The sequence below is a fragment of the Halomonas sp. C10-5 genome (genome assembly GCF_057169305.1).
In genome coordinates, this window is record NZ_CP175665.1 from 2,731,967 (window position 1) to 2,751,599 (window position 19,633).

Sequence of the window (19,633 nt, forward strand, 5' to 3'; positions counted from 1 at the left end):
AGTCTCCTCAGGGGTCGACGGGCGGCACCTTGTCGCCCGGGGACGGCGCAAAGCGTTCGGCATCGGCACGCCGGGGCCAGTGGCGCTGCGCCACCGGCAGCGAGGCCAGCGAGGGCTGCCAGCGGGCCACATAGTCACCCTCGGGGTCGTAGCGACGGGTCTGCCAGGGGATATCGAAGCGATGCCCGCGGCGATCCCGCCCCACACCGGCCAGGTAACGCCAGTTACCCCAGTTGCTGGCGGCATCGTAATCGACCAGGCAGCGCTCGAACCAGGCCGCGCCGAGGCGCCAGTCGCCCCCCAGTTCGAAGATCAGGTAACTCGCCGCATTCTGCCGCGCCCGGTTGGAGAGCCAGCCGGTGGCCACCAGTTCGCGCATGGCGGCATCGATCAGCGGCACCCCTGTCTGCCCACGACGCCAGCGACGGAAGGCGTCGTCGTCCGACGGCAGCTGCTGGTGGCCGTAAAGTGCCGCTCCCTCCTGGCGCGCCGCCCAATGGAAGTAGTCGCGCCACAGCAGTTCGACAATCACCCACTCGCTGGAGTCACTCGCCCCATGGGTCGCCTGCCAGGCACGTACCGCATCATGAACCTGTCGCGCCGAGAGGCAGCCGTGGGCCAGCCAGGGCGCGAGGCGGGTGGAGAAGTCAGCACCCATCAGGGCGTTGCGTGTCTGCTTGTAGCTGGCCACGGCGCCACCCTGCCAGAGATAGTGGTCGAGCCGCGCCAGCCCCGCCGCCTCGCCACCGGCGAAGCGGAAGTCCCCTCGCGCATCGGCCGACCAGTCGGCGGCCGCCGGTGATATCTGCTGCAGCGCCGGCAGCCCTCGCTGCGCGTCTTCCGGCCAGGGCGGCAGGGTCACCGGCGCCGGCCAGGACGCCGGCAGCGTGGCGTCGCGTGTCACACGGCGATGGAAGGCCGAGAAACTCGGCGGCAGCGAGGCCAGGGGCAGCGGCAGGCCGTCCTCGTCGAGGAGCGTGCCGGAATCGGGCTGCCACAGCTCGACCCCTGACCCCAGGCGCTCGGCCAGGCGCGCCACCGCGCGGCCCTCCTCCCAGCCGGCGTCGCGACGCACGCGAAGCTGGTCGATGGCGTGACGCTCGACCAGAGCGGCGACCTCCGCCACCGGATCCCCGACAAGCACCAGCAGGTCGCTGCCGCGACCAAGCAGTTCGCCGCGCAGGGCGATCAGACTCTCCCACAGGAAGCGCAGCCGCGCGGCGCCGATGCGGGGCCCCAGGCCGACGCGATCCTCGAGCCAGGCCTGGTCCAGCACGTAGACGCAGAGCAGCGACTCGGCGGGGGAAGCGAAGCGCAGCAGGGGATTGTCGGCCAGGCGCAGGTCACCACGCAGCCATGCCAGCACCCGCCTCACGATGCGGAACTCCGGCGACGCGCCTCGCGCCGACAACGCTCGCTGCAGTGGCGAACCTCCTCCCAGCAGCGCGCCCACTTGCGGCGCCAGGCGAAGGGCCGGCCGCATCCGGTGCAGGCCTTGTGTGGCAGGTATGGCTTGCGGTGCATGCCAGGACCCCAATCATGTACATTAATAAATAATAGTACAGTATATGTACAATTTAAACTCCTGCTACCACCAGCCGCTCGATACCGGTCACGCCAGTCAGGCCCCGGGAGCCGTTACAGGAAGGGCCACCCGATGGTGGCCCCTCATGCCACACCCGTGGTCGGGAAGCGCTCAGGAAGCGTCGCTCTCCCCCGGCTCGCGGCGCGCATTGCGCTCGGTCTCCAAGCCACTCTTCAGCTCGTGGGTCAGGGGATCATAGTTGGGCTTGAGCTCGTCCTTGAGGGTGCCCTCCCACAGCCGGGAACCGACGAAGTAGCCGGCACGGCCGATCACGTGGGCGGCCACGGGTGCCGTCATCATGATGAACAGGATCACGCCGAAGGCCCGCGCCACCACCGCCACCTGGGCGAAGTGCAGCGCCACCGCCAGCATGATCAGGGTCGCGCCGAGGGTGGCCGCCTTGGTGGTGGCGTGCATGCGGGTCAGCAGGTCGGGCAGGCGCACCACCCCCAGCGCTGCCAGCAGCATGAACAGCGCCCCGATCAGGATCAGCCCCTCCTTGAGGATCTCAGTCATCTCGCGGCCCCCCTCGCTCCAGGAAGCGGGCGAAGCCGATGGCGGCCATGAAGGCCATCAGCGCCATGACGATGGCCACGTCGAGCAGGCTGGCGACGTCGGTGGCGATGGCCACCACCCCGATGATGCCGACCAGGATCGATGAGAAGAGCTCCAGGGCCACCACCCGGTCGGGCAGGCTCGGGCCACGGAACAGGCGCACGAAGGTCAGACACAGCGCCAGCGCCATCAGCACCAGGCTCAACAGGATCAGCGGCGACATCGGCGTCCTCCTCCGCGACTCATGGACATCAGTGGAACAGCTCCAGGGCACGGCGCTCCAGCTCCGCCAGGTCGCGGCGCAGCGCCGCCTCGTCGTCCAGGAACATGGCGTGGATATAGAGCACCCGGCGATCGTCGGAGACATCCAGGCTCAGGGTGCCCGGGGTCAGCGAGATCAGGTTGGCGACGAAGGCGATCTCGAATTCGCTGCGCGCCTGGAGCGGCATGGCGATCACCCCGGGCTTCATGTACCAGGGCGGGGTAACGATGTCGAAGGCCACCTTGAGGTTGGCCATGACCAGCTCCTTGAGGAAGAAGCCGATGAAACGCACCAGCCGCGGCAGGCGCTGGGCATAGCCGGCAAGCGCCGGCACCTGAGGCTGGATCAGTGCCAGTACCAGGTAGCCGAAGACCAGCCCGGCCAGCAGGTTGAGGCCGCTGAAGTCGCCGGTGAGCACCACCCAGGCGCCCACCAGCAGCAGGTTCCAGGCCGCGCCGATCATGGCAGCACCTCCGGCTGCGCCCCCAGCACCGCGCGGATATAGGCGTCGGGGTCGAGCAGCTGGGCGGCCGAGGCTTCGGCCAGGGCATGGATCGGCGCCGGATAGAGGCCGATGAAGAGGGTGCACAGTGCGAGCCCTACGACCGGGGCGGCCATCAGCCACAACTCGCGCTGGCGCACCTCGGGATAGGGGTCGACCTCCCCCTCGGGCGGCGTCGACTTCCAGAACACCTCGGCCCAGATCTTGATCATCGAGTAGAGGGTCAGCAGGCCTACCAGCAGGGCGATGGCGGTAACGCCGTAGGCCTCGGCCTCGATACCGGCACGGATCACGATGAACTTGGCCAGGAAACCCGAGAGCGGCGGGATGCCGGCCAGCGACAGTGCCGGAATCAGGAACAGCACCGCCAGCCAAGGGTGGCTGCGGTAGAAGCCGCCCAGGCGCTTGAGCTGGTAGCTGCCCCCCAAGCGGTGGACGATGCCACTGACCAGGAAGAGGTTCGTCTTCACGATGATGTGATGCATGATGTAGAAGACCCCGCCGACGATCGCCAGCGGCGTGAACAGCGCCAGCCCCAGAATCATATAGCCGATCTGGCTGACGATATGGAACGACAGGATGCGCCGGAACTCGAACTGGGCCGCTGCGCCCAGCACCCCGGAGAGCATGGTCAGCCCCGCCCCCCACAGCAGGATCTCGTGGGTGTAGCCCGGACTATGGTGAAAGATCAGCGTGAACACCCGGAACAGCGCATAGACCCCCACCTTGGTGAGCAGCCCCGCGAACAGCGCCGACACCGCCACCGGCGGGGTGTGGTAGGAGGCCGGCAGCCAGAAGAACAGCGGAAAGGCCGCCGCCTTGATGCCGAAGGCGACCATGAACATCATCGCCAGGGCATCGACCATGCCCTGCTCCTCCACCGCCGCCAGGCGCCTGGCGATGTCGGCCATGTTGAGGGTGCCGACCATGCCGTAGAGCAGCCCCACGGCGATCAGGAAGATCACCGAGGAGAGCAGGTTGAGCGCCACGTACTTGATCGCCCCCTCCATCTGCGCCTTCTCGCTGCCCAGTATCAGCAGCGCGAAGGAGGCCACCAGCATCACCTCGAACCACACGTAGAGGTTGAAGATGTCGCCGGTGAGGAAGGCGCCGGCCACCCCGGCCAGCAGCAGGTGCATCAGCGGGAAGTAGCCGTAGGCCTCGTGGCCACGTCCGGCGGTGGCCAGGGAGTAGATCGCCACGGCGAAGCCGATGATGCCGGTGAGCACCACCATGATGGCGCCCAGCAGGTCGGCCACCAGGCTGATGCCGAAGGGGGCGGCCCAGCCGCCCATCTGCATCACCAGGATGCCGTCGCGGTTCACCGAGGCGAGCAGCCATAGGGCGGTGACCAGCAGCCCGGCGGTGCCGCCCACGGCGACCAGCCGCTGCATCAGGCGCGAGCGCCAGAATACCAGCGACACGGCCCCCGACATCAGCGGGATCAGGATGGGCAGCGCGATCTCGGGATTCACGTGTCGGTATCCTTCATCTTGTCCAGGTCATCGGCACGCACGATCTCCCAGGCCCGTCGCACCAGCACCACGGCGAACGACAGCACGCCGAAGGCGATGACGATGGCGGTGAGCACCAGCGCCTGGGGCAGCGGGTCGGCCACCGTCCCGGCGGGAGCGGAGAGACCCTCTGGCACCAGCGGCGGCGCTCCGCGGGTCATGCCGGCGGTGGAGAAGATCAGCAGGTTGGCGGCATTGGAGAGCAGCATCAACCCGATCACCAGCTTGACGATGGAGCGGCGCAGCATCATGTAGATGGCGGCGGCGAACAGGGTGCCGATGGTGACGGCCATCAAGGGTTCCATGGGTTCTCCTCAGCGTTGGTCGTCCGTATCGTCGGTCTTGACCAGGGCGGTGATGGCGGTGAGAACCGAGCCCAGCACCACCAGGTAGACGCCGATATCGAAGATCAGCGGCGTCGAGGCCTTGAAGCCGATGACCGGTATGGTCCACCACTGGGCGGTGAAGAAGGGCTGGCCATGCCACCAGGCGGGTAGCGTCGAGACCACCCCCAGCAGCAGCCCCACCCCCACCAGGTCGCGGGGCGAGACCTTGAGCATCGCCCCCAGGGCACGCCGCCCGTAGGCGAACAGGTAGAGCGCGAAGGCCCCTGCCGCCACCAGCCCGGCGATGAAGCCACCGCCGGGCTCATCGTGGCCGCGCAGCAGCAGGAACAGCGAGAACATCAGCTGCAACGGCAGCAGCAGCCGCGCCGCCACATTGAGGATCAGCGTGCCCGATCTAACCATCGTCTCCCCTCCGTGTCCGCGAGGCACTCCTCGCCTCGTACTCCTCGGCGTGGAAACGCAACATGGCGTAGACCCCGATGGCCGCGAGCGCCAGCACGAACATCTCGCCCAGGGTGTCCAGGGCGCGGAAGTCCACCAGGATGACGTTGACGATATTGTGGCCATGGCCCAGCGGCTGGCTGTTCTCCACCATGTAGTCCGAGATGCGCGGCAGGCGCTCGCCGGAGAGCACCGTCAGCATCAACAGGGTGATCAGGCCGCCGGAGAGCCCCGCCACCACCAGGTCACGCAGTCGCTCGACGGGGGTCGAGAGGGTGGCGAAGCGCGGCAGGCGGAACAGCACCAGCACCAGCAGGATCACCGTCAGGGTCTCCACCAGCAGCTGGGTGATGGCCAGGTCCGGGGCGCTGAACAGCACGAAGGTCAGGGCGATGGAGTAGCCCATCACCCCCACCGCGGCGACGGCCGCCAGGCGCGAACGCATCACGCAGGCGGCGACCGCCCCGGCGACCATCAGCCCCGCCACCATCGCCTCATGAAGGTAGACATCCAGCGCGAAGGAGAGGGTCGGTGTGTGACGCACCAGCAGGGCGTGGCCCACCAGACCCAGCAGCACCAGCAGGGTCATCACCAGGTAGTTGCGGATATAACCGTTCTGCAGGAAGCGGGTCTGCCACTCGGCGACACGCACCATGCCCGCCATCAGGGCCTCGTAGCCGGCCTCGGGGCCGCGGGCCATCAGCGGCTCCAGGCGCGCCAGCCGCGAACGCAGGCGATCCCAGCGGCGGAACACCAGCGCCCCCAGCGCCAGACTGGCCAGGGAGAGCGCAAGCGGCAGGTTGAGGCCGTGCCACAGCGCCAGATGCACCTCGACCTGCCCTGCCCCGATGCCCGCGACGGTGGCACTCACCAGGGCGTCGAGGAGCCCCGGCGCCAGGCCGAACAGCAGCGACAGTGCGGCCAGCAGGGCGGGGCCGGCGAGCAGGCCGCCGGGGGGCTCATGGGGCGTCTGCGGCGTCTCGCGCAGCGGGCCGAAGAAGGGGCGTATGGCGACGATCGCCGCCACCGCCAGGGTCAGGAAGGCCGCGAGGAAGGCCAGCGGCAGGATCACTCCACGGTAGTCCGATGCGCCCAGCACCGACTCCAGCATCAGTTCCTTGCCGATGAAGCCGAGCAGCGGCGGCAGCCCCGCCAGCGACAGCGCCGCCACCGCCGCCACCAGGGCGGTGCTCGGCATGGCGTGGCGCAGCCCGCCCATGGCGGTGACATCCTTGGTGCCGGTCTCGTGGTCGAGGATGCCGGCCACCATGAACAGCGCCCCCTTGTAGAGGGAGTGGCCGAGCAGGAAGACCACGAAGGCGGTGAGCGCGGTTTCGGTGCCGATACCCAGCAGCATCGTCAGGGTGCCAAGCGCCATCACCGTGGAGTAGGCCAGCAGCTTCTTGACGTTGGTGTGCTGGATCGCCAGGAAGGCGCCGGTGGCCATGGTCAGCGCTCCCACCAGCGACAGCGTGACCACCCAGAGCTCGGTGCCGCCCAGCGCCGGATGGAGCCGTGCCAGCAGATAGATGCCCGCCTTGACCATGGTCGCCGAGTGCAGGTAGGCCGAGACCGGGGTCGGCGCCGCCATGGCATTGGGTAGCCAGAAGTAAAAGGGGAACTGGGCCGACTTGGTGAAGGCGCCGATCAGCACGCAGATCAGCAGCGGCGTATAGAGCGCATGTGCCTTGAGCTGCTCGCCTCGGGCATTGAGTTCGACCAGCGACCAGCTGTCGCCGGCCAGGGCCAGCATGACGAAGCCGGCAAGCAGCGCCAGTCCGCCCCCCACAGTGACGAAGAGCCCCTGCTGGGCTGACTTGCGTGCGGCAAGGTCGGTGTGGTTGAAGCCGATCAGCAGGTAGGAGGTGATGCTGGTCAGCTCCCAGAACACGAACAGGGTGACCAGATTGTCGGCCAGCACCAGGCCAAGCATCGACATCATGAAGGCGGTGATCACCACCAGGAAGCGCGGCAGGTCACGGTGGCCGTGGAGGTACTCCCCGGAGTAGATCAGCACCAGCGTGCCGATCACCGTGATCAGCATGGCGAAGAGCCAGGCCAGCCCGTCGATCATGAAGGTGAGGGTGATATCGAGGCCCGGCACCCAGGCCCACTCGAGCCACAGCGTGTCGCCTGCGGCGATTATTGGCCACTGGCCGATCAGCCAGGCGGCGATGGCCGCCGGCAGCAGCGCCATCACTCGCGCGGTGCCCGGCCCGAACCAGCGGTGCAGCAGCGGCGCCATGGCGGCCACCACGAACCCTCCCAGCACAGCGAGCTGCATCCGGCGCCCTCCCGTCGGTCGATCGGATCACCTTATCCACACAAGGTGTTGAAACTCAAGGGTAGAGCGTGAAACAGCGCTTTGCGTTAGGATAAACGGCATACCGCCGTGGACGGGCCAGCGCCCCAGGGACGGGATGCGACCCGTTGTCGCTTGCATCCTCCGGCCCAGCAGGCATCCTGCGCCCCTCCCCTTACTTCTCACTCGCAGGATGAGCGACCGATGACTCTGATGTGGATAGCCCTGCTGCCGCTGGTGGGCATGCTGGTGCCGATGGTCACTGCCGGCCGCGGACGACGCCTCTGCTCCCTGGCCACCGCCGTACTCCCGGCCCTGGCCCTGCTGCTGATGCTGGCACAGCTGCCGGCCCTCTCCGCCGGCGAGGCCCTGCGCTTCTCCGTGGACTGGATACCCAGCCTGGGGCTCGAGCTGGCCTTCCGCCTGGACGGCCTGTCGCTGCTCTTCAACCTGCTGATCATGGGCATCGGCCTGCTGATCCTGCTCTATGCGCACTATTACCTGTCGCCGGAGGAGCCGTTCGGGCGTTTCTACGCCTACCTGATCCTGTTCATGGCCTCCATGGTCGGCATCGTGATGGCCGACAACCTGATCCTGCTGTGGCTCTACTGGGAGCTGACCAGCCTCTCCTCCTTCCTGCTGATCGGCTTCTGGTCCCACCGCAGCGACGCACGCAAGGGCGCCCGCATGGCGCTCACCGTGACCGGCGCCGGCGGCCTGGCCCTGCTCGCCGGTCTGCTGCTGCTGGGCGACATGGTGGGTAGCTACGCCATGGACGACGTCCTGGCCGGCGGCGAGGCGATACTGGCCGACCCGCGTTACCCGATCATGCTGGCACTGGTGCTGCTGGGGGCCTTCACCAAGTCGGCCCAGTTCCCCTTCCAGTTCTGGCTGCCCCACGCCATGGCGGCGCCCACACCGGTCTCGGCCTACCTGCACTCGGCGACCATGGTCAAGGCGGGCATCTTCCTGATGGCGCGCCTGCACCCGGCCATCGCCGGCAGCGAGCTGTGGTCCGCGGTGGTGTCCCTGGTGGGCATGGCCACCATGCTCTATGGCGCCTGGTTCGCCCTGGTCAAGACCGATCTCAAGGGCATCCTGGCCTTCTCCACGGTGAGCCACCTGGGCCTGATCACGGTGCTGCTGGGCATCGGCAGCCCCATGGCGGTACTCGCCGCGCTGTTCCATATCCTCAACCACGCCACCTTCAAGGCGGCGCTGTTCATGAGCGCCGGGATCATCGACCACGAGACCGGCACCCGTGAGCTCGACCGCCTCGGCGGCCTGAAGAGGGCCATGCCGGTCACCGCACTGCTGACCAGCGTAGCGGGCGCGGCCATGGCCGGGGTTCCGCTGCTCAATGGCTTCATCTCCAAGGAGATGTTCTTCACCGAAACGCTGGAGACCCCGGTGCTGGCCGGGCTCAGCTGGGTGCTGCCGGTACTCGCCGCCCTGGGCGGCATTCTCTCGGTGGCCTATTCGCTACGCCTCGTTCACGCCGTATTCTTCAAGCCCGCCAAGGAGGGGCCACCCAAATCGCCCCACGAGCCGCCGTGGCTGATGCGCGCGCCGGTGGAGCTGCTGGTGGCGCTCTGCGTGATCGTAGGTCTGGTGCCGGTGCTCGCCGAGGGGCTGCTGGGTCTGGCCGTGGAGGCGGTATTGGGCGAACCCCTGGATTTCCACCTGGCCATCTGGCACGGCCTCAACCTGCCGCTGGCGATGAGTGCCATTGCCCTGGTCGCCGGGGTCGCCGCCTACTGGCGACACGCCGACCTGCGCCACTTCCACCGCGGCTTCGGCCCGGTGGATGCCCGCCTGGTGTTCGAGGCGGCGCTGCAGCGCCTTGGCCGCTGGTCCGAACGCGGCCTGGGCCGCTTCGATGGTGGCTCCCTACAGCGCTATATGACCTGGCTGCTGTTCGCCTCACTGCTGATGGGCGGGCTGGGCCTGGCGCACATGAGCGGGCTGACCGGTTCGCTGGGCAACCAGCCCATCGACGGCGTCGTGCTGCTGGGCGCCGCCCTGCTGATGTTCGGCGGCATCGCCACCGCGGTGACCCACCGCTTCCGCCTGATCTCGCTGATCATGCTCTCGGTGGTGGGCCTGGTCGTCTCGCTGACCTTCGCCCGCTTCTCGGCCCCGGACCTGGCGCTGACCCAGCTCTCGGTGGAGGTGGTGACCATGATCCTGCTGATGCTGGCGCTGTTCTTCCTGCCCCAGAAGACCCCCACCGAGTCCTCCAACCGCCGCAACCTGCGTGACGTGGTACTCGCCGGAGCCCTGGGGCTGGTAGTCGCCAGCCTCAACTATGCGGTGCTGACCCGCGACAAGGCGCCCATCTCCGGCTTCTTCCTGGAGAACAGCGTGCCCGGCGGCGGCGGCCACAACGTGGTCAACGTCATCCTGGTGGACTTCCGCGGCTTCGATACCCTCGGCGAGATCACCGTGCTGGCCCTGGCCGGCCTGGCGATCTTCAAGCTGCTCAACCGCCTGCGGCTGTTCATGCCGCACAGCGACGGCGAGGGCCGCGTCTGGTCGCCGGACCGCTACCCGGCGATCCTGACTTCCATCTCCATGGCCCTGCTGCCGCTGGCGCTGCTCGTCTCCGCCTTCATCTTCCTGCGCGGCCACAACCAGCCCGGTGGTGGCTTCATCGCCGGCCTGATCACCGCGGTGGCGCTGATCCTGCTCTACATGGCCCGCGGAGTGGAGTGGGCCCAGCAGCGACTCGACTTCCCCTACCAGCCGGTGGCCATCGCCGGGGTCGGCATCGCCACCCTGACCGGCCTGGGCAGTTGGCTGTTCGGCTACCCGTTCCTGACCTCCTCGTTCGGCTACTTCTCGCTGCCACTGGTGGGCAAGTTCGAGCTGGCCACGGCCATGCTCTTCGACCTGGGGGTCTACCTGGCGGTGGTCGGCGCCACCCTGATGATCCTGGCCAATCTGGGCAAGGTGACCACACCCCACCGTCCGGCCAAGGAGCCCAGCACCGCAAGCGCACCGTCTCCCGACAGTTCCAAGGAGTCCTCCTGATGGAAAGCCTCTACGCCATCACCACCGGCGTTCTCACCGCCTGCGGGCTCTACCTGATCCTGCGCTCGCGAACCTTCCCCGTCGTGGTGGGCCTGACCCTGCTCTCCTACGCGGTGAACCTGTTCCTGTTCTCCATGGGCGGCCTGACCACCGATGGCGCCGCACTGGTCGACGGAGCAGGCGACTACGCCGACCCGCTGCCCCAGGCGCTGGTGTTGACCGCCATCGTCATCGGCTTCGCCATGACCGCCTTCGTGGTGATACTGGCCATGCGCGCCCGCAGCGAGGCGGGCAACGATCATGTCGACGGCCGCAAGCATGAAGCCGGGGAGGGACGCCGATGAGCTCACACCTGATCGTGCTGCCGGTGGTGCTGCCGCTGGTGGCGGGCATCCTGCTGCTCTTCCAGCGTCAGGGCAGCGTCCGCGTCAAGCGCCTGATCGGCGCCGGCGCCACCCTCGCCCTGCTGCTGGTGGGCATCGCCCTGGTGGCTCGCGCCGCCGGCGGCGAGGTGACCTACTACGCCCTGGGGGACTGGCAGCCCCCCTTCGGAATCGTGCTGGTGCTCGACCGGCTCTCGGCACTCATGGTGCTGCTCACCGCGGCGCTGGCGGTGGGGGCCGTGGTGTTCGCCTGTGCCGGCGATGACGAGCGCGGCAGCAACTTCCATGGCCTATTCCAGTGGCAGCTGATGGGCATCAACGGCGCCTTCCTGACCGGCGACCTGTTCAACCTGTTCGTGTTCTTCGAGGTCCTGCTGCTCGCCTCCTACGCCCTGCTGCTGCACGGTGGCGGCAAGGAGCGGATCATGTCCGGGGTGCACTACGTGGTGCTCAACCTGGCCGGGTCATCGCTGTTCCTGATCGCGGTGGGCATCCTCTACGGTGCCACCGGCACCCTCAACATGGCCGACATGGCCATGCGCCTCGCCGAGCTGCCCGCCGAACGCGAGGGGCTGGTGATGGCCGGTGGGCTGATGCTGCTGGTGGTGTTCGGTCTCAAGGCCGCCATCCTGCCGCTCTACTTCTGGCTGCCCAAGGCCTATGCCGCGGCACCGGCACCGGTGGCCGCGCTGTTCGCGATCATGACCAAGGTCGGCATCTACGCCATCCTGCGGGTCTACTCGCTGATCTTCGGCGAGGCCGCGGGCCCGCTGGCCAACCTGGAGCAGGCGTGGGTGTGGTGGCTGTCGCTGGGCACCCTGGTGGCGGCCGGTATCGGTGTGCTGGCCGCCCGCGACCTGCGCCTGCTGGTGGCCTACCTGGTGCTGGTCTCGGTGGGCACCCTGCTGGCGGGGATCGGCATTGGCACCCCCGCAGCGGTCTCCGCCCTGCTCTACTACCTGGTCCATACCACCCTGATCACCGGCGGCCTGTTCCTGCTCGCCGAGATGATCGGCGCCCAGCGTGGCCAGGCCGGTACCCGCCTGGTCAAGGGTCGCCCGCTGCGCCAGGGAGGCTGGCTCGCCGTGCTGTTCTTCGCCGGCGCCATCGCCGTGGCCGGCATGCCGCCGCTCTCCGGCGCCATCGGCAAGGCGCTGCTGCTGGCCGCCGCCGAGGGCATGGAGCGCGCCTGGCTGTGGCCGATCCTGCTGCTCTCGGGGCTCGCCGCCATCATTGCCCTCTCCCGGGCCGGCTCGACGCTCTTCTGGCGCAGCACCGGCGAGGCGGACGGCCAGCGCCTGTCGCATCGCCAGTGGTTCGGGGTTGCCTGGCTGATGGCCGCCGCCCCGCTGCTGGTGGTCCTGGCCGGCCCGCTGGTCGACTACACCGATGCCACCGCCAAACAGCTGGCGAGCCCCGAGTCGCTGACCCGGGCCCTGCTGAACACCGAGGGAGACGCCCCATGATCCAGCCTCGCTCCTGGTTGCCCACCCCGCTGATGTCGATCCTGCTGCTGATCGTCTGGCTGCTGATGGTGCGCAGCATCGCCTTCGGCCATCTCCTGCTGGGGGGCCTGCTGGCGGTGGTGATCCCGCTGGTGACCCACCGCTTCTGGGATGCCCAGCCCCATGTAAAGAAGCCGCGGCTGCTGCTGCGCTTTGCGATGCGCGTGCTCGGCGATATCGTGACCGCCAACCTCCAGGTCGCCTGGCTGATCATCAACCCCTGGCGACGCCTGCGGCCCCACTTCGTGGAGTACCCGCTGATGCTGGAGAACCGCTTCACCATCACCCTGCTGGCCAACACCATCAGCCTGACGCCCGGCACGGTGTCGGCCAACCTGCGCCTGGATGGCAAGTCGCTGCTGATCCACGCCCTGGACGTGGAGGATGATGACGCGCTGATCGAGACCATTCGCGAACGCTACGAACGGCCGCTGAAGGAGATATACGAATGCTAGAGATCGCACTCTTTACCAGCCTGGCCCTGGTGGTGGCGGCGCTGGCGCTGAATGTCTATCGACTGACCATCGGCCCGGACATGCCCGACCGCCTGCTGGCGCTGGACACCATGTACATCAACTCCATCGCGCTGATCGTGCTGCTGGGGCTGTGGCTCAACACCAAGACCTACTTCGAGTCGGCGCTGCTGATCGCCATGCTCGGCTTCATCAGTACCGTGGCGGTATGCAAGTACCTGCTGCGCGGCGACATCATCGAATAGGAGGCGTCATGACCCTGCATCTGATTGTCGAGGCAATCACTTCCCTGCTGCTGGTGGCCGGCGGTGCCTTCGTGTTCATCGGCTCGCTGGGCATGGCCCACCTGCGCGACTTCTACATGCGCCTGCACGGCCCCACCAAGGCCACCACCCTGGGAATCGGCTGCATGCTGGTCGGCTCGATGCTCTACTTCTGGGCCACCGAGGGCAAGCCCGACATCCAGGAGATGCTGATCACCCTGTTCCTGTTCATCACCGCCCCGGTCAGCGCCCACCTGCTGGCCAAGACCGGCCTGCACCTGAAGCTCCGGCACGCGGACAAGACCATCGGTACCCCCGTGGAGCTGCGCCCCGAGGAGGTCGGCGAAAAGCCGGTACCTCACCCGGACCGCGGTTACGACTGATACGCAGCGGGCCCGCCAATGGCGGACCCGCTGTCGTGAGGGGTCGGGGTACGCTACACCCAGCCGCCCAGTTCGTTGTCGATGATCGCAAGCAGCGCGGCGATATGGTCGTCGCGGTCGTTGAGGCAGGGGATGTAGGTGAAGCTCTCGCCGCCGGCCTCGAGGAAGGCGTCGCGGATTTCCTCCTGGATCTCCTCCAGAGTCTCCACACAGTCCGCGGAGAAGGCCGGGGAAACCACGGCGATATGCTTCCTGCCCTGGCGCGCCAGCTCGGCGACATGCTCCACGGTGGCCGGCCCCACCCACTCCTCGGGACCGAACTGGGACTGGAAGGCGGTCTGGATCGCGCCCTCCTCCCAGCCCAGGGCCTCGCGCAGCAGTCGCGTGGTCTTCTGGCACTGGCAGTGGTAGGGATCGCCCTCCATCAGGAAGCGCTTGGGCACGCCATGATAGGAGGCCACCAGCACTTCCGGCGGCGTCTCGGCGGCGTCATACGCCTCACGTACCGAGCTGGCCAGGGCCTCGACATAGCGAGGATGCTCGAAATAGGCAGGCACGGTGCGAATCGCCGGCTGCCACTTGAGCTTCATCAGGGTGCGGAAGGCGTGGTCGTTGGCCGTGGCGGTAGTGGGCGAGGCGTACTGGGGGTAGAGCGGGAAGAACAGGATCCGCTCGCAGCCCGCCGCCTGCAGGCGCTTGAGCACGCTGTCGGTGGAGGGGTTGCCGTAGCGCATGGCGAAGTCGACCATCACCTGATCGCCGTAGCGCGCCTCTAGCCCCTCGGCCACCTTGCGGGTCTGATCCCGGGTGATGGTCAACAGCGGACTCTCGTCCTTCTCGGTGTTCCAGATGCCACGGTAGGCCTCACCGGACTTGAAGGGGCGCCGCGAAAGGATGATCAGCTGCAGCAGCGGCTGCCACTTCCAGTTCGGATAGTCCACGACCCGCTTGTCGGAGAGGAACTCACTCAGGTAGCGGCGCATGGACCAGTAATCGGTGGCGTCCGGGGTACCCAGGTTGACCAGCACCACCCCGACCCGGGCGCGCGGAATCGGCGGATGGTCATCCGGCGCATGGGCCAGGCGGCCGCTGCCGGGGTGGTCCATGCCGGAATTGGCCGAATCCTGGGTCGCGGTGGTCATGGGCTGGCTCCTTGGTGATACGTGCGGTTGTTGAAAACGGGTCTAGTGTATCAGGACCCTCGCGGCGGCGGCGATCGGGTTGTACTATCAAATGGATTTGTACAATTCGAGGTCAAGCCATGTCCCGCCCCCTGGTGCTGGTGCTCGGCGACCAGCTCACCCCGTCGCTTCCCAGCCTGCGCGACCCGCCCGACGGTGCCGTGGTGGCGTTCTGCGAGGTGGCCGCCGAGGGCACCTATGTGCCCCACCACCCACAGAAGATCGCCCTGATCCTGGCCGCCATGCGCCACTTCGCCGCCGAACTTCGCGACAGGGGCTTCCGGGTGCACTACAGCGCCCTGGACGATGCCGACAACGTCCAGGGGCTGATCCAGGAGGCAGAGCGGCTGGCGGCCCTCTACGGCTGCGACGAGATCCAGGTCGTGCGTCCCGGGGAGTGGCGGCTGTGGCAGGCGATGCACGAGCGTGCAAGCGCCGCCCTGCCCTGGCGCCTGCTCGAGGACGACCGCTTCTATACCACCCCGGACGACTTCGCCGCCTGGGCGCGTGGCCGCAAGTCGCTGCGCCTGGAGTACTTCTACCGGGAGCAGCGACGGCGAACGGACCTCCTGATGGAGGATGACCAGCCCGCCGGCGGGCGGTGGAACTTCGACCACGACAACCGCGAGCCGCTGCCGGAGTCACTCGAGGCCCCGGAACCCCCGCACCACCATCGGGACGCCGTCACCGAGGAGGTCCTGGCGCTGGTGGCAGAGCACTTCGGCGACCACTTCGGCACCCTCGAGGGCTTCCACTGGCCGGTGACGCGGCGCCAGGCGCTGGTCGACCAGCGCCACTTCACCCAGCACCTGCTCCCCGAGTTCGGTCGCTATCAGGACGCCATCAGCGACGCCGAGCCCTTCCTGTTCCACTCGCGGCTCGCGGCGGCACTCAACCTGGGACTGCTGTCGCCCCGCGAGCTGTGCGAGGCGGCGGAGCGGGAGTATCTCGAGGGACGCGCCCCGCTGAACTCGGTGGAGGGCTTTATCCGCCAGATCCTGGGCTGGCGGGAGTATGTGCGCGGCCTCTACTGGACACGCATGCCCGATTACAAGACGGGCAACGCCCTGGGGGCCGAGGGCGACCTGCCGGCCTGCTACTGGAGCGGCAAGACCGAGCTGCGCTGCCTTGCGCGCGCCATCGAGATGACCCGTGACAACGCCTATGCCCACCATATCCAGCGGCTGATGGTGACCGGCAACATCGCACTGCTCTGCGATGTGTCGCCGGAGGCGCTGTGCGACTGGTACCTGGCGGTGTATGCCGACGCCTGCGAGTGGGTGGAGCTGCCCAATACCCTGGGGATGGTGCTGCATGCCGATGGCGGCCTGATGGGCTCCAAGCCCTACTGCGCCTCGGGGAAGTATATCGACCGCATGTCGGACCACTGTCGCCACTGCCGCTTCGACCCGAAGCAGGTCACCGGTGACGACGCCTGCCCGCTCAACAGCCTCTACTGGCGCTTCCTGGAGCGTCATGCCGAGACCCTCTCCGCCAACCCGCGCATGAAACTGATCTATGGCTCGCTCGCCAGGATGAGCGAGGAGAAGCGCGCAGCCATCCGCGACCAGGCCGACGCCTTCCTGGCAACACTGCCGCGCAGCTCGTCATGGCGCCAGGCGGGAGACGTTGAAGAGCGCCGCCGCCATCTCGCCGGTTACCGCACCACGCGCCAGGAGGAGACCCCATGAGCCATCGTGATACCCTTGCCGCCACGCCGCCGGTCACCCTTTACCACGACGGGAACTGCCCGCTGTGCCAGCGTGAGGTGGCCTGGCTGGAGCGACATCCCCGCCGGGAGCGCGTGGCGCTGGTGGACATCCAGGCACCGGACTTCGACGCCACGGCGCAGGGCCGGACCTTCGAGGCGATGATGGGCAGGCTGCACCTGAAGGACGCCAGGGGACAGTGGTATATCGGGATGGACGCCAGCCGCGCGCTCTACGCCGTGCTCGGCTATCGACGGCTGGTGTGGCTGAGCAGCCTGCCCGGGCTCGCGGGCGTGCTGGACGCGGGGTATCGATGGTTTGCCCGCCGCCGGGTGCGCCTGGGGCGCTGGCTGGAGCGGCGGCGGCGGAAGTCGGCAGGCTGAATGGTGACCGGCACGCGAAGGCCTGCCGGCAATAACGTGGGGAACTCAGAAGACCAGGGGCATGCGTGAAGTCAGCGGGTCCTGGTAGTGGGTCGCGCGGCCGATCACCTCGTCGTGGGGTACCTGCTGCACCAGATAGGCGCGGTGGATACCGGCGCCCTTGAGTTCCACGTAGACGTCATCCAGCGAGCGGAACAGCACCGGCTTGCCGTGACGGGTCAGCATGTGTCGCTGGCCCTCGATATCCTCCAGTTCCACCTGATAGAAGCGGCTGCCGGCATGGCCGATGACGCGAATCTCGTAGTTGTCATGATGGGCCGCGAAGGCCTTGAGGTCGTGAAATTCCATGGATCCCTCCTGGGTGTCTTGTCGTTGCATATCCTCTCAGCTTGGCGCCCGGGGGTGACGCCAGGGTGACGGCTGCATGTCGGAAATGTGACTACGAGACCCCAGGAGAGTTCCACAAGCTATTGATAGTCGGAAGGATCGATCGCCTTGCCCAGGGAGTTGCGGTCGACCCACTTGCCGGCCTTGGTCTCCTTGTAGCGGAACACCACACGATCACCGACAGACACCGGCAGCTCGGCATCCTCGGTCTGGTAGCTGTAGGACTCGCCCTCCACCACCAGCTGGTAGCGGTAGAGGTCGGGCATGCCCAGCCACTCCTTGAACGGGCCTTCACGCTCCACGGACTGGAGCTCGCCGCGCGCCTCCAGCTTGGGGGTGCGGCGCCGATTGCCGCGCTGAAATCCGCCTGCCATGCTGCCTCCTTCCTGTACTCGTTCGAGGGGTGGGCATTATACGGGGCCACCGCGGGGGCTCAACCCGCAGCACTCCTGTTCACTCGCCGAAACCGTCACCATAGCTGTCGGGCGCCAGGTCCTCGAAGCGGGTATAGCGACCGATGAAGGCCATATGGACCGTGCCGATGGGGCCGTTACGCTGCTTACCGATGATCAGCTCGGCCAGGCCCTGATTGTCGGGGTTGTCGGGATTATAGACCTCGTCGCGATAGACGAAGGCGATCACGTCCGCGTCCTGCTCGATGGCGCCCGATTCACGAAGGTCCGACATCACCGGCCGCTTGTTGGGACGCTGCTCGAGGGAGCGGTTGAGCTGGGAGAGCGCCACCACCGGACAGCCGAACTCCTTGGCCAGCCCCTTTAGCGAGCGGGAGATCTCGGAGATCTCGCCGGTACGGTTCTCGGAAAAGCCGGGGATCTGCATCAGCTGCAGGTAGTCGATCATCACCAGCCCGACGTTGCCGTGCTCACGCACCAGGCGACGAATCCGCGAGCGCATCTCGTTGGGCGACAGCGCCGCGGTATCATCGATGAACAGCTGCTTGTCCTTGAGCAGGTTCACCGCCGAGGTCAGCCGCGGCCAGTCCTCGTCCTCCAGCTGGCCGGTACGCACCCGGGTCTGGTCGATGCGGCCCAGCGACGAGAGCATGCGCAGCATCAGGGCATCGGCGGGCATCTCCATGGAGAACACCATCACCGGCTTCTCGCTGGAGATGACCGCATGTTCGACGATGTTCATCGCGAAGGTGGTCTTGCCCATCGAGGGCCTCCCGGCGATGATCACCAGGTCCGAGGGCTGCAGCCCCGAGGTCATCTCGTCCAGGTCGCGGAAGCCGGTGGAGAGGCCGGTCATCTCGCCCTTCATGTTGAACAGCTCGTCGATGCGGTCCACTGCCTTGGCGAGCAGTTCGCTCATGCCGATGGGGCCGCCCGACTTGGGGCGCTCCTCGCTGATCTGGAACACCAGCCGCTCGGCCTCGTCGACCAGCTCGTCCGCCGGCCGCCCCTGGGGGCTGAAGGCACCATCGGCGATCTGGCTGGCGGCACGGATCAACTTGCGCAGAGTCGCCCGCTCGCGAACGATATCGGCATAGGCGCGGATATTGCTCGCGGAGGGGGTATTGCGGGCCAGTTCGGCGAGGGTGGCCAGGCCGCCCACGGTGTCCAGCTGGTCACGCCCCTCCAGCGCCTCGGAGAGGGTCACCACGTCCAGCGGCCGCGCCGACTCGGCCAGCTCCGCCATGACGTTGAAGATCAGGCGGTGCTCATAGCGATAGAAGTCGTCGGCCACCAGGCGGTCGGCGACGTTGTCCCAGGCCTGGTTGTCGAGCATCAGCCCGCCCAGCACCGACTGCTCCGCCTCCAGCGAGTGGGGCGGCACCTTGAGGGCGGCGGTTTCCTGGTCGTGCTCGAGCATCTCTGACATGGCGATGGTTCACCCTGGGCATTGCGGGGTCGCCATTCTACCCCAGACAGACACAATAAAAACGCGACGAGGGGCGCGAGGATCTCTCCCCGCGCCCCTCGTCAGGAGCGGCCGTCAGGACTTACTCGGCCACCACCACCACGCGCACGGTGGCTTCGACATCGGCGTGCAGACGCAGCGCAATGTCGTACTCGCCGGTGGCGCGGATCGGACCTTCCGGCATGCGCACTTCGCTCTTGGCCACATCGATGCCGGCCGAGGCGATGGCATCGGCCAGGTCGCGGGGCCCGATGGAGCCGAACAGCTTGCCCTCGTCGCCGGACTTGGCGACCAGGGAGAGCTCGATCTCGTTGAGCTGGGCGGCACGCGCCTCGGCCTCGGCCTTGCGCTCGGCAGCCTGGGCCTCGAGCTCGGCACGCTGGGCCTCGAAGGCCTCGATGTTGTCCTTGGTGGCCGGCACGGCGAGGCCGTAGGGCACCAGGTAGTTGCGGCCGTAACCGGGCTTGACGGTGACCTGGTCACCCAGGCCGCCCAGCTTGCCAATATTGTCGAGCAGAATGACTTCCATCTCGTAAACCTCTTG

22 protein-coding genes are annotated in these 19,633 nt (G+C 67.5%); 8 read left to right on the top strand and 14 right to left on the bottom strand.

Annotation, left to right across the window (positions count from 1 at the left end; all coding sequences use genetic code 11):
- Positions 1-7: 7 nt before the first annotated feature.
- The 9 genes from ACJ7IV_RS12720 to ACJ7IV_RS12760 all read right to left on the bottom strand — a co-directional run bounded on the left by ACJ7IV_RS12720 (position 8) and on the right by ACJ7IV_RS12760 (position 7,490).
- Positions 8-1,375, bottom strand: a complete 1,368-nt coding sequence (locus tag ACJ7IV_RS12720; RefSeq protein WP_483864714.1) for a DASH family cryptochrome — start codon at positions 1,373-1,375, stop codon at positions 8-10.
- A complete protein-coding gene (locus tag ACJ7IV_RS12725) occupies positions 1,372-1,524 on the bottom strand; it encodes a DUF2256 domain-containing protein (protein ID WP_483864715.1) in 153 nt (50 codons plus the stop codon). The genes ACJ7IV_RS12720 and ACJ7IV_RS12725 overlap by 4 nt, the downstream gene beginning before the upstream one ends.
- Before the next feature lie 172 nt (positions 1,525-1,696).
- Positions 1,697-2,101, bottom strand: a complete 405-nt coding sequence (gene mnhG / locus ACJ7IV_RS12730; RefSeq protein ID WP_483864717.1) for a monovalent cation/H(+) antiporter subunit G — start codon at positions 2,099-2,101, stop codon at positions 1,697-1,699.
- A complete protein-coding gene (locus ACJ7IV_RS12735; RefSeq protein ID WP_161431274.1) occupies positions 2,094-2,363 on the bottom strand; it encodes a monovalent cation/H+ antiporter complex subunit F in 270 nt (89 codons plus the stop codon). The genes mnhG and ACJ7IV_RS12735 overlap by 8 nt, the downstream gene beginning before the upstream one ends.
- Before the next feature lie 28 nt (positions 2,364-2,391).
- Entirely contained in the window at positions 2,392-2,865 is a 474-nt protein-coding gene (locus tag ACJ7IV_RS12740) for a Na+/H+ antiporter subunit E (RefSeq protein WP_483864718.1), read from the bottom strand.
- Positions 2,862-4,379 (bottom strand): Na+/H+ antiporter subunit D, encoded by a 1,518-nt coding sequence (locus tag ACJ7IV_RS12745; protein WP_483864719.1) that lies wholly within the window; start codon positions 4,377-4,379, stop codon positions 2,862-2,864. Before ACJ7IV_RS12745 ends, ACJ7IV_RS12740 begins: the two co-directional genes overlap by 4 nt.
- Complete coding sequence (locus ACJ7IV_RS12750) at positions 4,376-4,723, bottom strand: Na+/H+ antiporter subunit C (RefSeq protein WP_483864720.1); 348 nt, start codon at positions 4,721-4,723, stop codon at positions 4,376-4,378. The genes ACJ7IV_RS12745 and ACJ7IV_RS12750 overlap by 4 nt, the downstream gene beginning before the upstream one ends.
- Before the next feature lie 9 nt (positions 4,724-4,732).
- A complete protein-coding gene (locus ACJ7IV_RS12755; RefSeq protein WP_483864721.1) occupies positions 4,733-5,167 on the bottom strand; it encodes a Na+/H+ antiporter subunit B in 435 nt (144 codons plus the stop codon).
- Positions 5,160-7,490: a putative monovalent cation/H+ antiporter subunit A gene (locus ACJ7IV_RS12760; RefSeq protein ID WP_483864722.1), complete on the bottom strand. Its 2,331-nt coding sequence runs from the start codon at positions 7,488-7,490 to the stop codon at positions 5,160-5,162. Before ACJ7IV_RS12760 ends, ACJ7IV_RS12755 begins: the two co-directional genes overlap by 8 nt.
- A gap of 222 nt (positions 7,491-7,712) precedes the next feature.
- Between ACJ7IV_RS12760 and ACJ7IV_RS12765 the strand changes: the two genes are divergently transcribed.
- The 6 genes from ACJ7IV_RS12765 to ACJ7IV_RS12790 are packed head-to-tail and all read left to right on the top strand — an operon-like array spanning position 7,713 to position 13,548.
- The gene (locus ACJ7IV_RS12765; RefSeq protein ID WP_483864723.1) at positions 7,713-10,541 is read left to right on the top strand and encodes a monovalent cation/H+ antiporter subunit A; all 2,829 of its coding nucleotides are present in this window, start codon (positions 7,713-7,715) and stop codon (positions 10,539-10,541) included.
- Positions 10,541-10,885: a Na+/H+ antiporter subunit C gene (locus ACJ7IV_RS12770; protein WP_023006663.1), complete on the top strand. Its 345-nt coding sequence runs from the start codon at positions 10,541-10,543 to the stop codon at positions 10,883-10,885. Before ACJ7IV_RS12765 ends, ACJ7IV_RS12770 begins: the two co-directional genes overlap by 1 nt.
- Entirely contained in the window at positions 10,882-12,390 is a 1,509-nt protein-coding gene (locus tag ACJ7IV_RS12775) for a monovalent cation/H+ antiporter subunit D (RefSeq protein WP_483864724.1), read from the top strand. The genes ACJ7IV_RS12770 and ACJ7IV_RS12775 overlap by 4 nt, the downstream gene beginning before the upstream one ends.
- Entirely contained in the window at positions 12,387-12,884 is a 498-nt protein-coding gene (locus ACJ7IV_RS12780; protein WP_483864725.1) for a Na+/H+ antiporter subunit E, read from the top strand. The genes ACJ7IV_RS12775 and ACJ7IV_RS12780 overlap by 4 nt, the downstream gene beginning before the upstream one ends.
- The gene (locus ACJ7IV_RS12785; RefSeq protein ID WP_483864726.1) at positions 12,878-13,147 is read left to right on the top strand and encodes a K+/H+ antiporter subunit F; all 270 of its coding nucleotides are present in this window, start codon (positions 12,878-12,880) and stop codon (positions 13,145-13,147) included. The genes ACJ7IV_RS12780 and ACJ7IV_RS12785 overlap by 7 nt, the downstream gene beginning before the upstream one ends.
- A 14-nt stretch (positions 13,148-13,161) precedes the next feature.
- Positions 13,162-13,548 (top strand): Na+/H+ antiporter subunit G, encoded by a 387-nt coding sequence (locus tag ACJ7IV_RS12790; RefSeq protein ID WP_483866588.1) that lies wholly within the window; start codon positions 13,162-13,164, stop codon positions 13,546-13,548.
- A 53-nt stretch (positions 13,549-13,601) separates the two neighbouring features.
- On the opposite strand, the gene hemH is transcribed toward ACJ7IV_RS12790, so the two are convergent.
- Positions 13,602-14,690 (bottom strand): ferrochelatase, encoded by a 1,089-nt coding sequence (gene hemH / locus ACJ7IV_RS12795; protein ID WP_483864727.1) that lies wholly within the window; start codon positions 14,688-14,690, stop codon positions 13,602-13,604.
- A gap of 119 nt (positions 14,691-14,809) precedes the next feature.
- Between hemH and ACJ7IV_RS12800 the strand changes: the two genes are divergently transcribed.
- Together ACJ7IV_RS12800 and ACJ7IV_RS12805 are read left to right on the top strand one after the other, a co-directional pair.
- A complete protein-coding gene (locus tag ACJ7IV_RS12800) occupies positions 14,810-16,420 on the top strand; it encodes a cryptochrome/photolyase family protein (RefSeq protein WP_483864728.1) in 1,611 nt (536 codons plus the stop codon).
- Positions 16,417-16,821, top strand: a complete 405-nt coding sequence (locus ACJ7IV_RS12805; protein ID WP_483864729.1) for a thiol-disulfide oxidoreductase DCC family protein — start codon at positions 16,417-16,419, stop codon at positions 16,819-16,821. Before ACJ7IV_RS12800 ends, ACJ7IV_RS12805 begins: the two co-directional genes overlap by 4 nt.
- Positions 16,822-16,866: 45 nt before the next feature.
- On the opposite strand, the gene ACJ7IV_RS12810 is transcribed toward ACJ7IV_RS12805, so the two are convergent.
- The 4 genes from ACJ7IV_RS12810 to rplI form a co-directional block, all read right to left on the bottom strand.
- Positions 16,867-17,169, bottom strand: coding sequence for a DUF6482 family protein (locus ACJ7IV_RS12810; RefSeq protein ID WP_213311447.1), 303 nt, complete (start codon positions 17,167-17,169; stop codon positions 16,867-16,869).
- Between the two features lie 119 nt (positions 17,170-17,288).
- On the bottom strand, positions 17,289-17,582 hold the full coding sequence (locus ACJ7IV_RS12815) for a hypothetical protein (protein WP_483864730.1): 294 nt from the start codon (positions 17,580-17,582) through the stop codon (positions 17,289-17,291).
- A gap of 79 nt (positions 17,583-17,661) precedes the next feature.
- The gene (gene dnaB / locus ACJ7IV_RS12820) at positions 17,662-19,050 is read right to left on the bottom strand and encodes a replicative DNA helicase (RefSeq protein WP_161431261.1); all 1,389 of its coding nucleotides are present in this window, start codon (positions 19,048-19,050) and stop codon (positions 17,662-17,664) included.
- A gap of 121 nt (positions 19,051-19,171) precedes the next feature.
- A complete protein-coding gene (gene rplI / locus ACJ7IV_RS12825) occupies positions 19,172-19,618 on the bottom strand; it encodes a 50S ribosomal protein L9 (RefSeq protein ID WP_161431260.1) in 447 nt (148 codons plus the stop codon).
- Between the last annotated feature and the right edge of the window lie 15 nt (positions 19,619-19,633).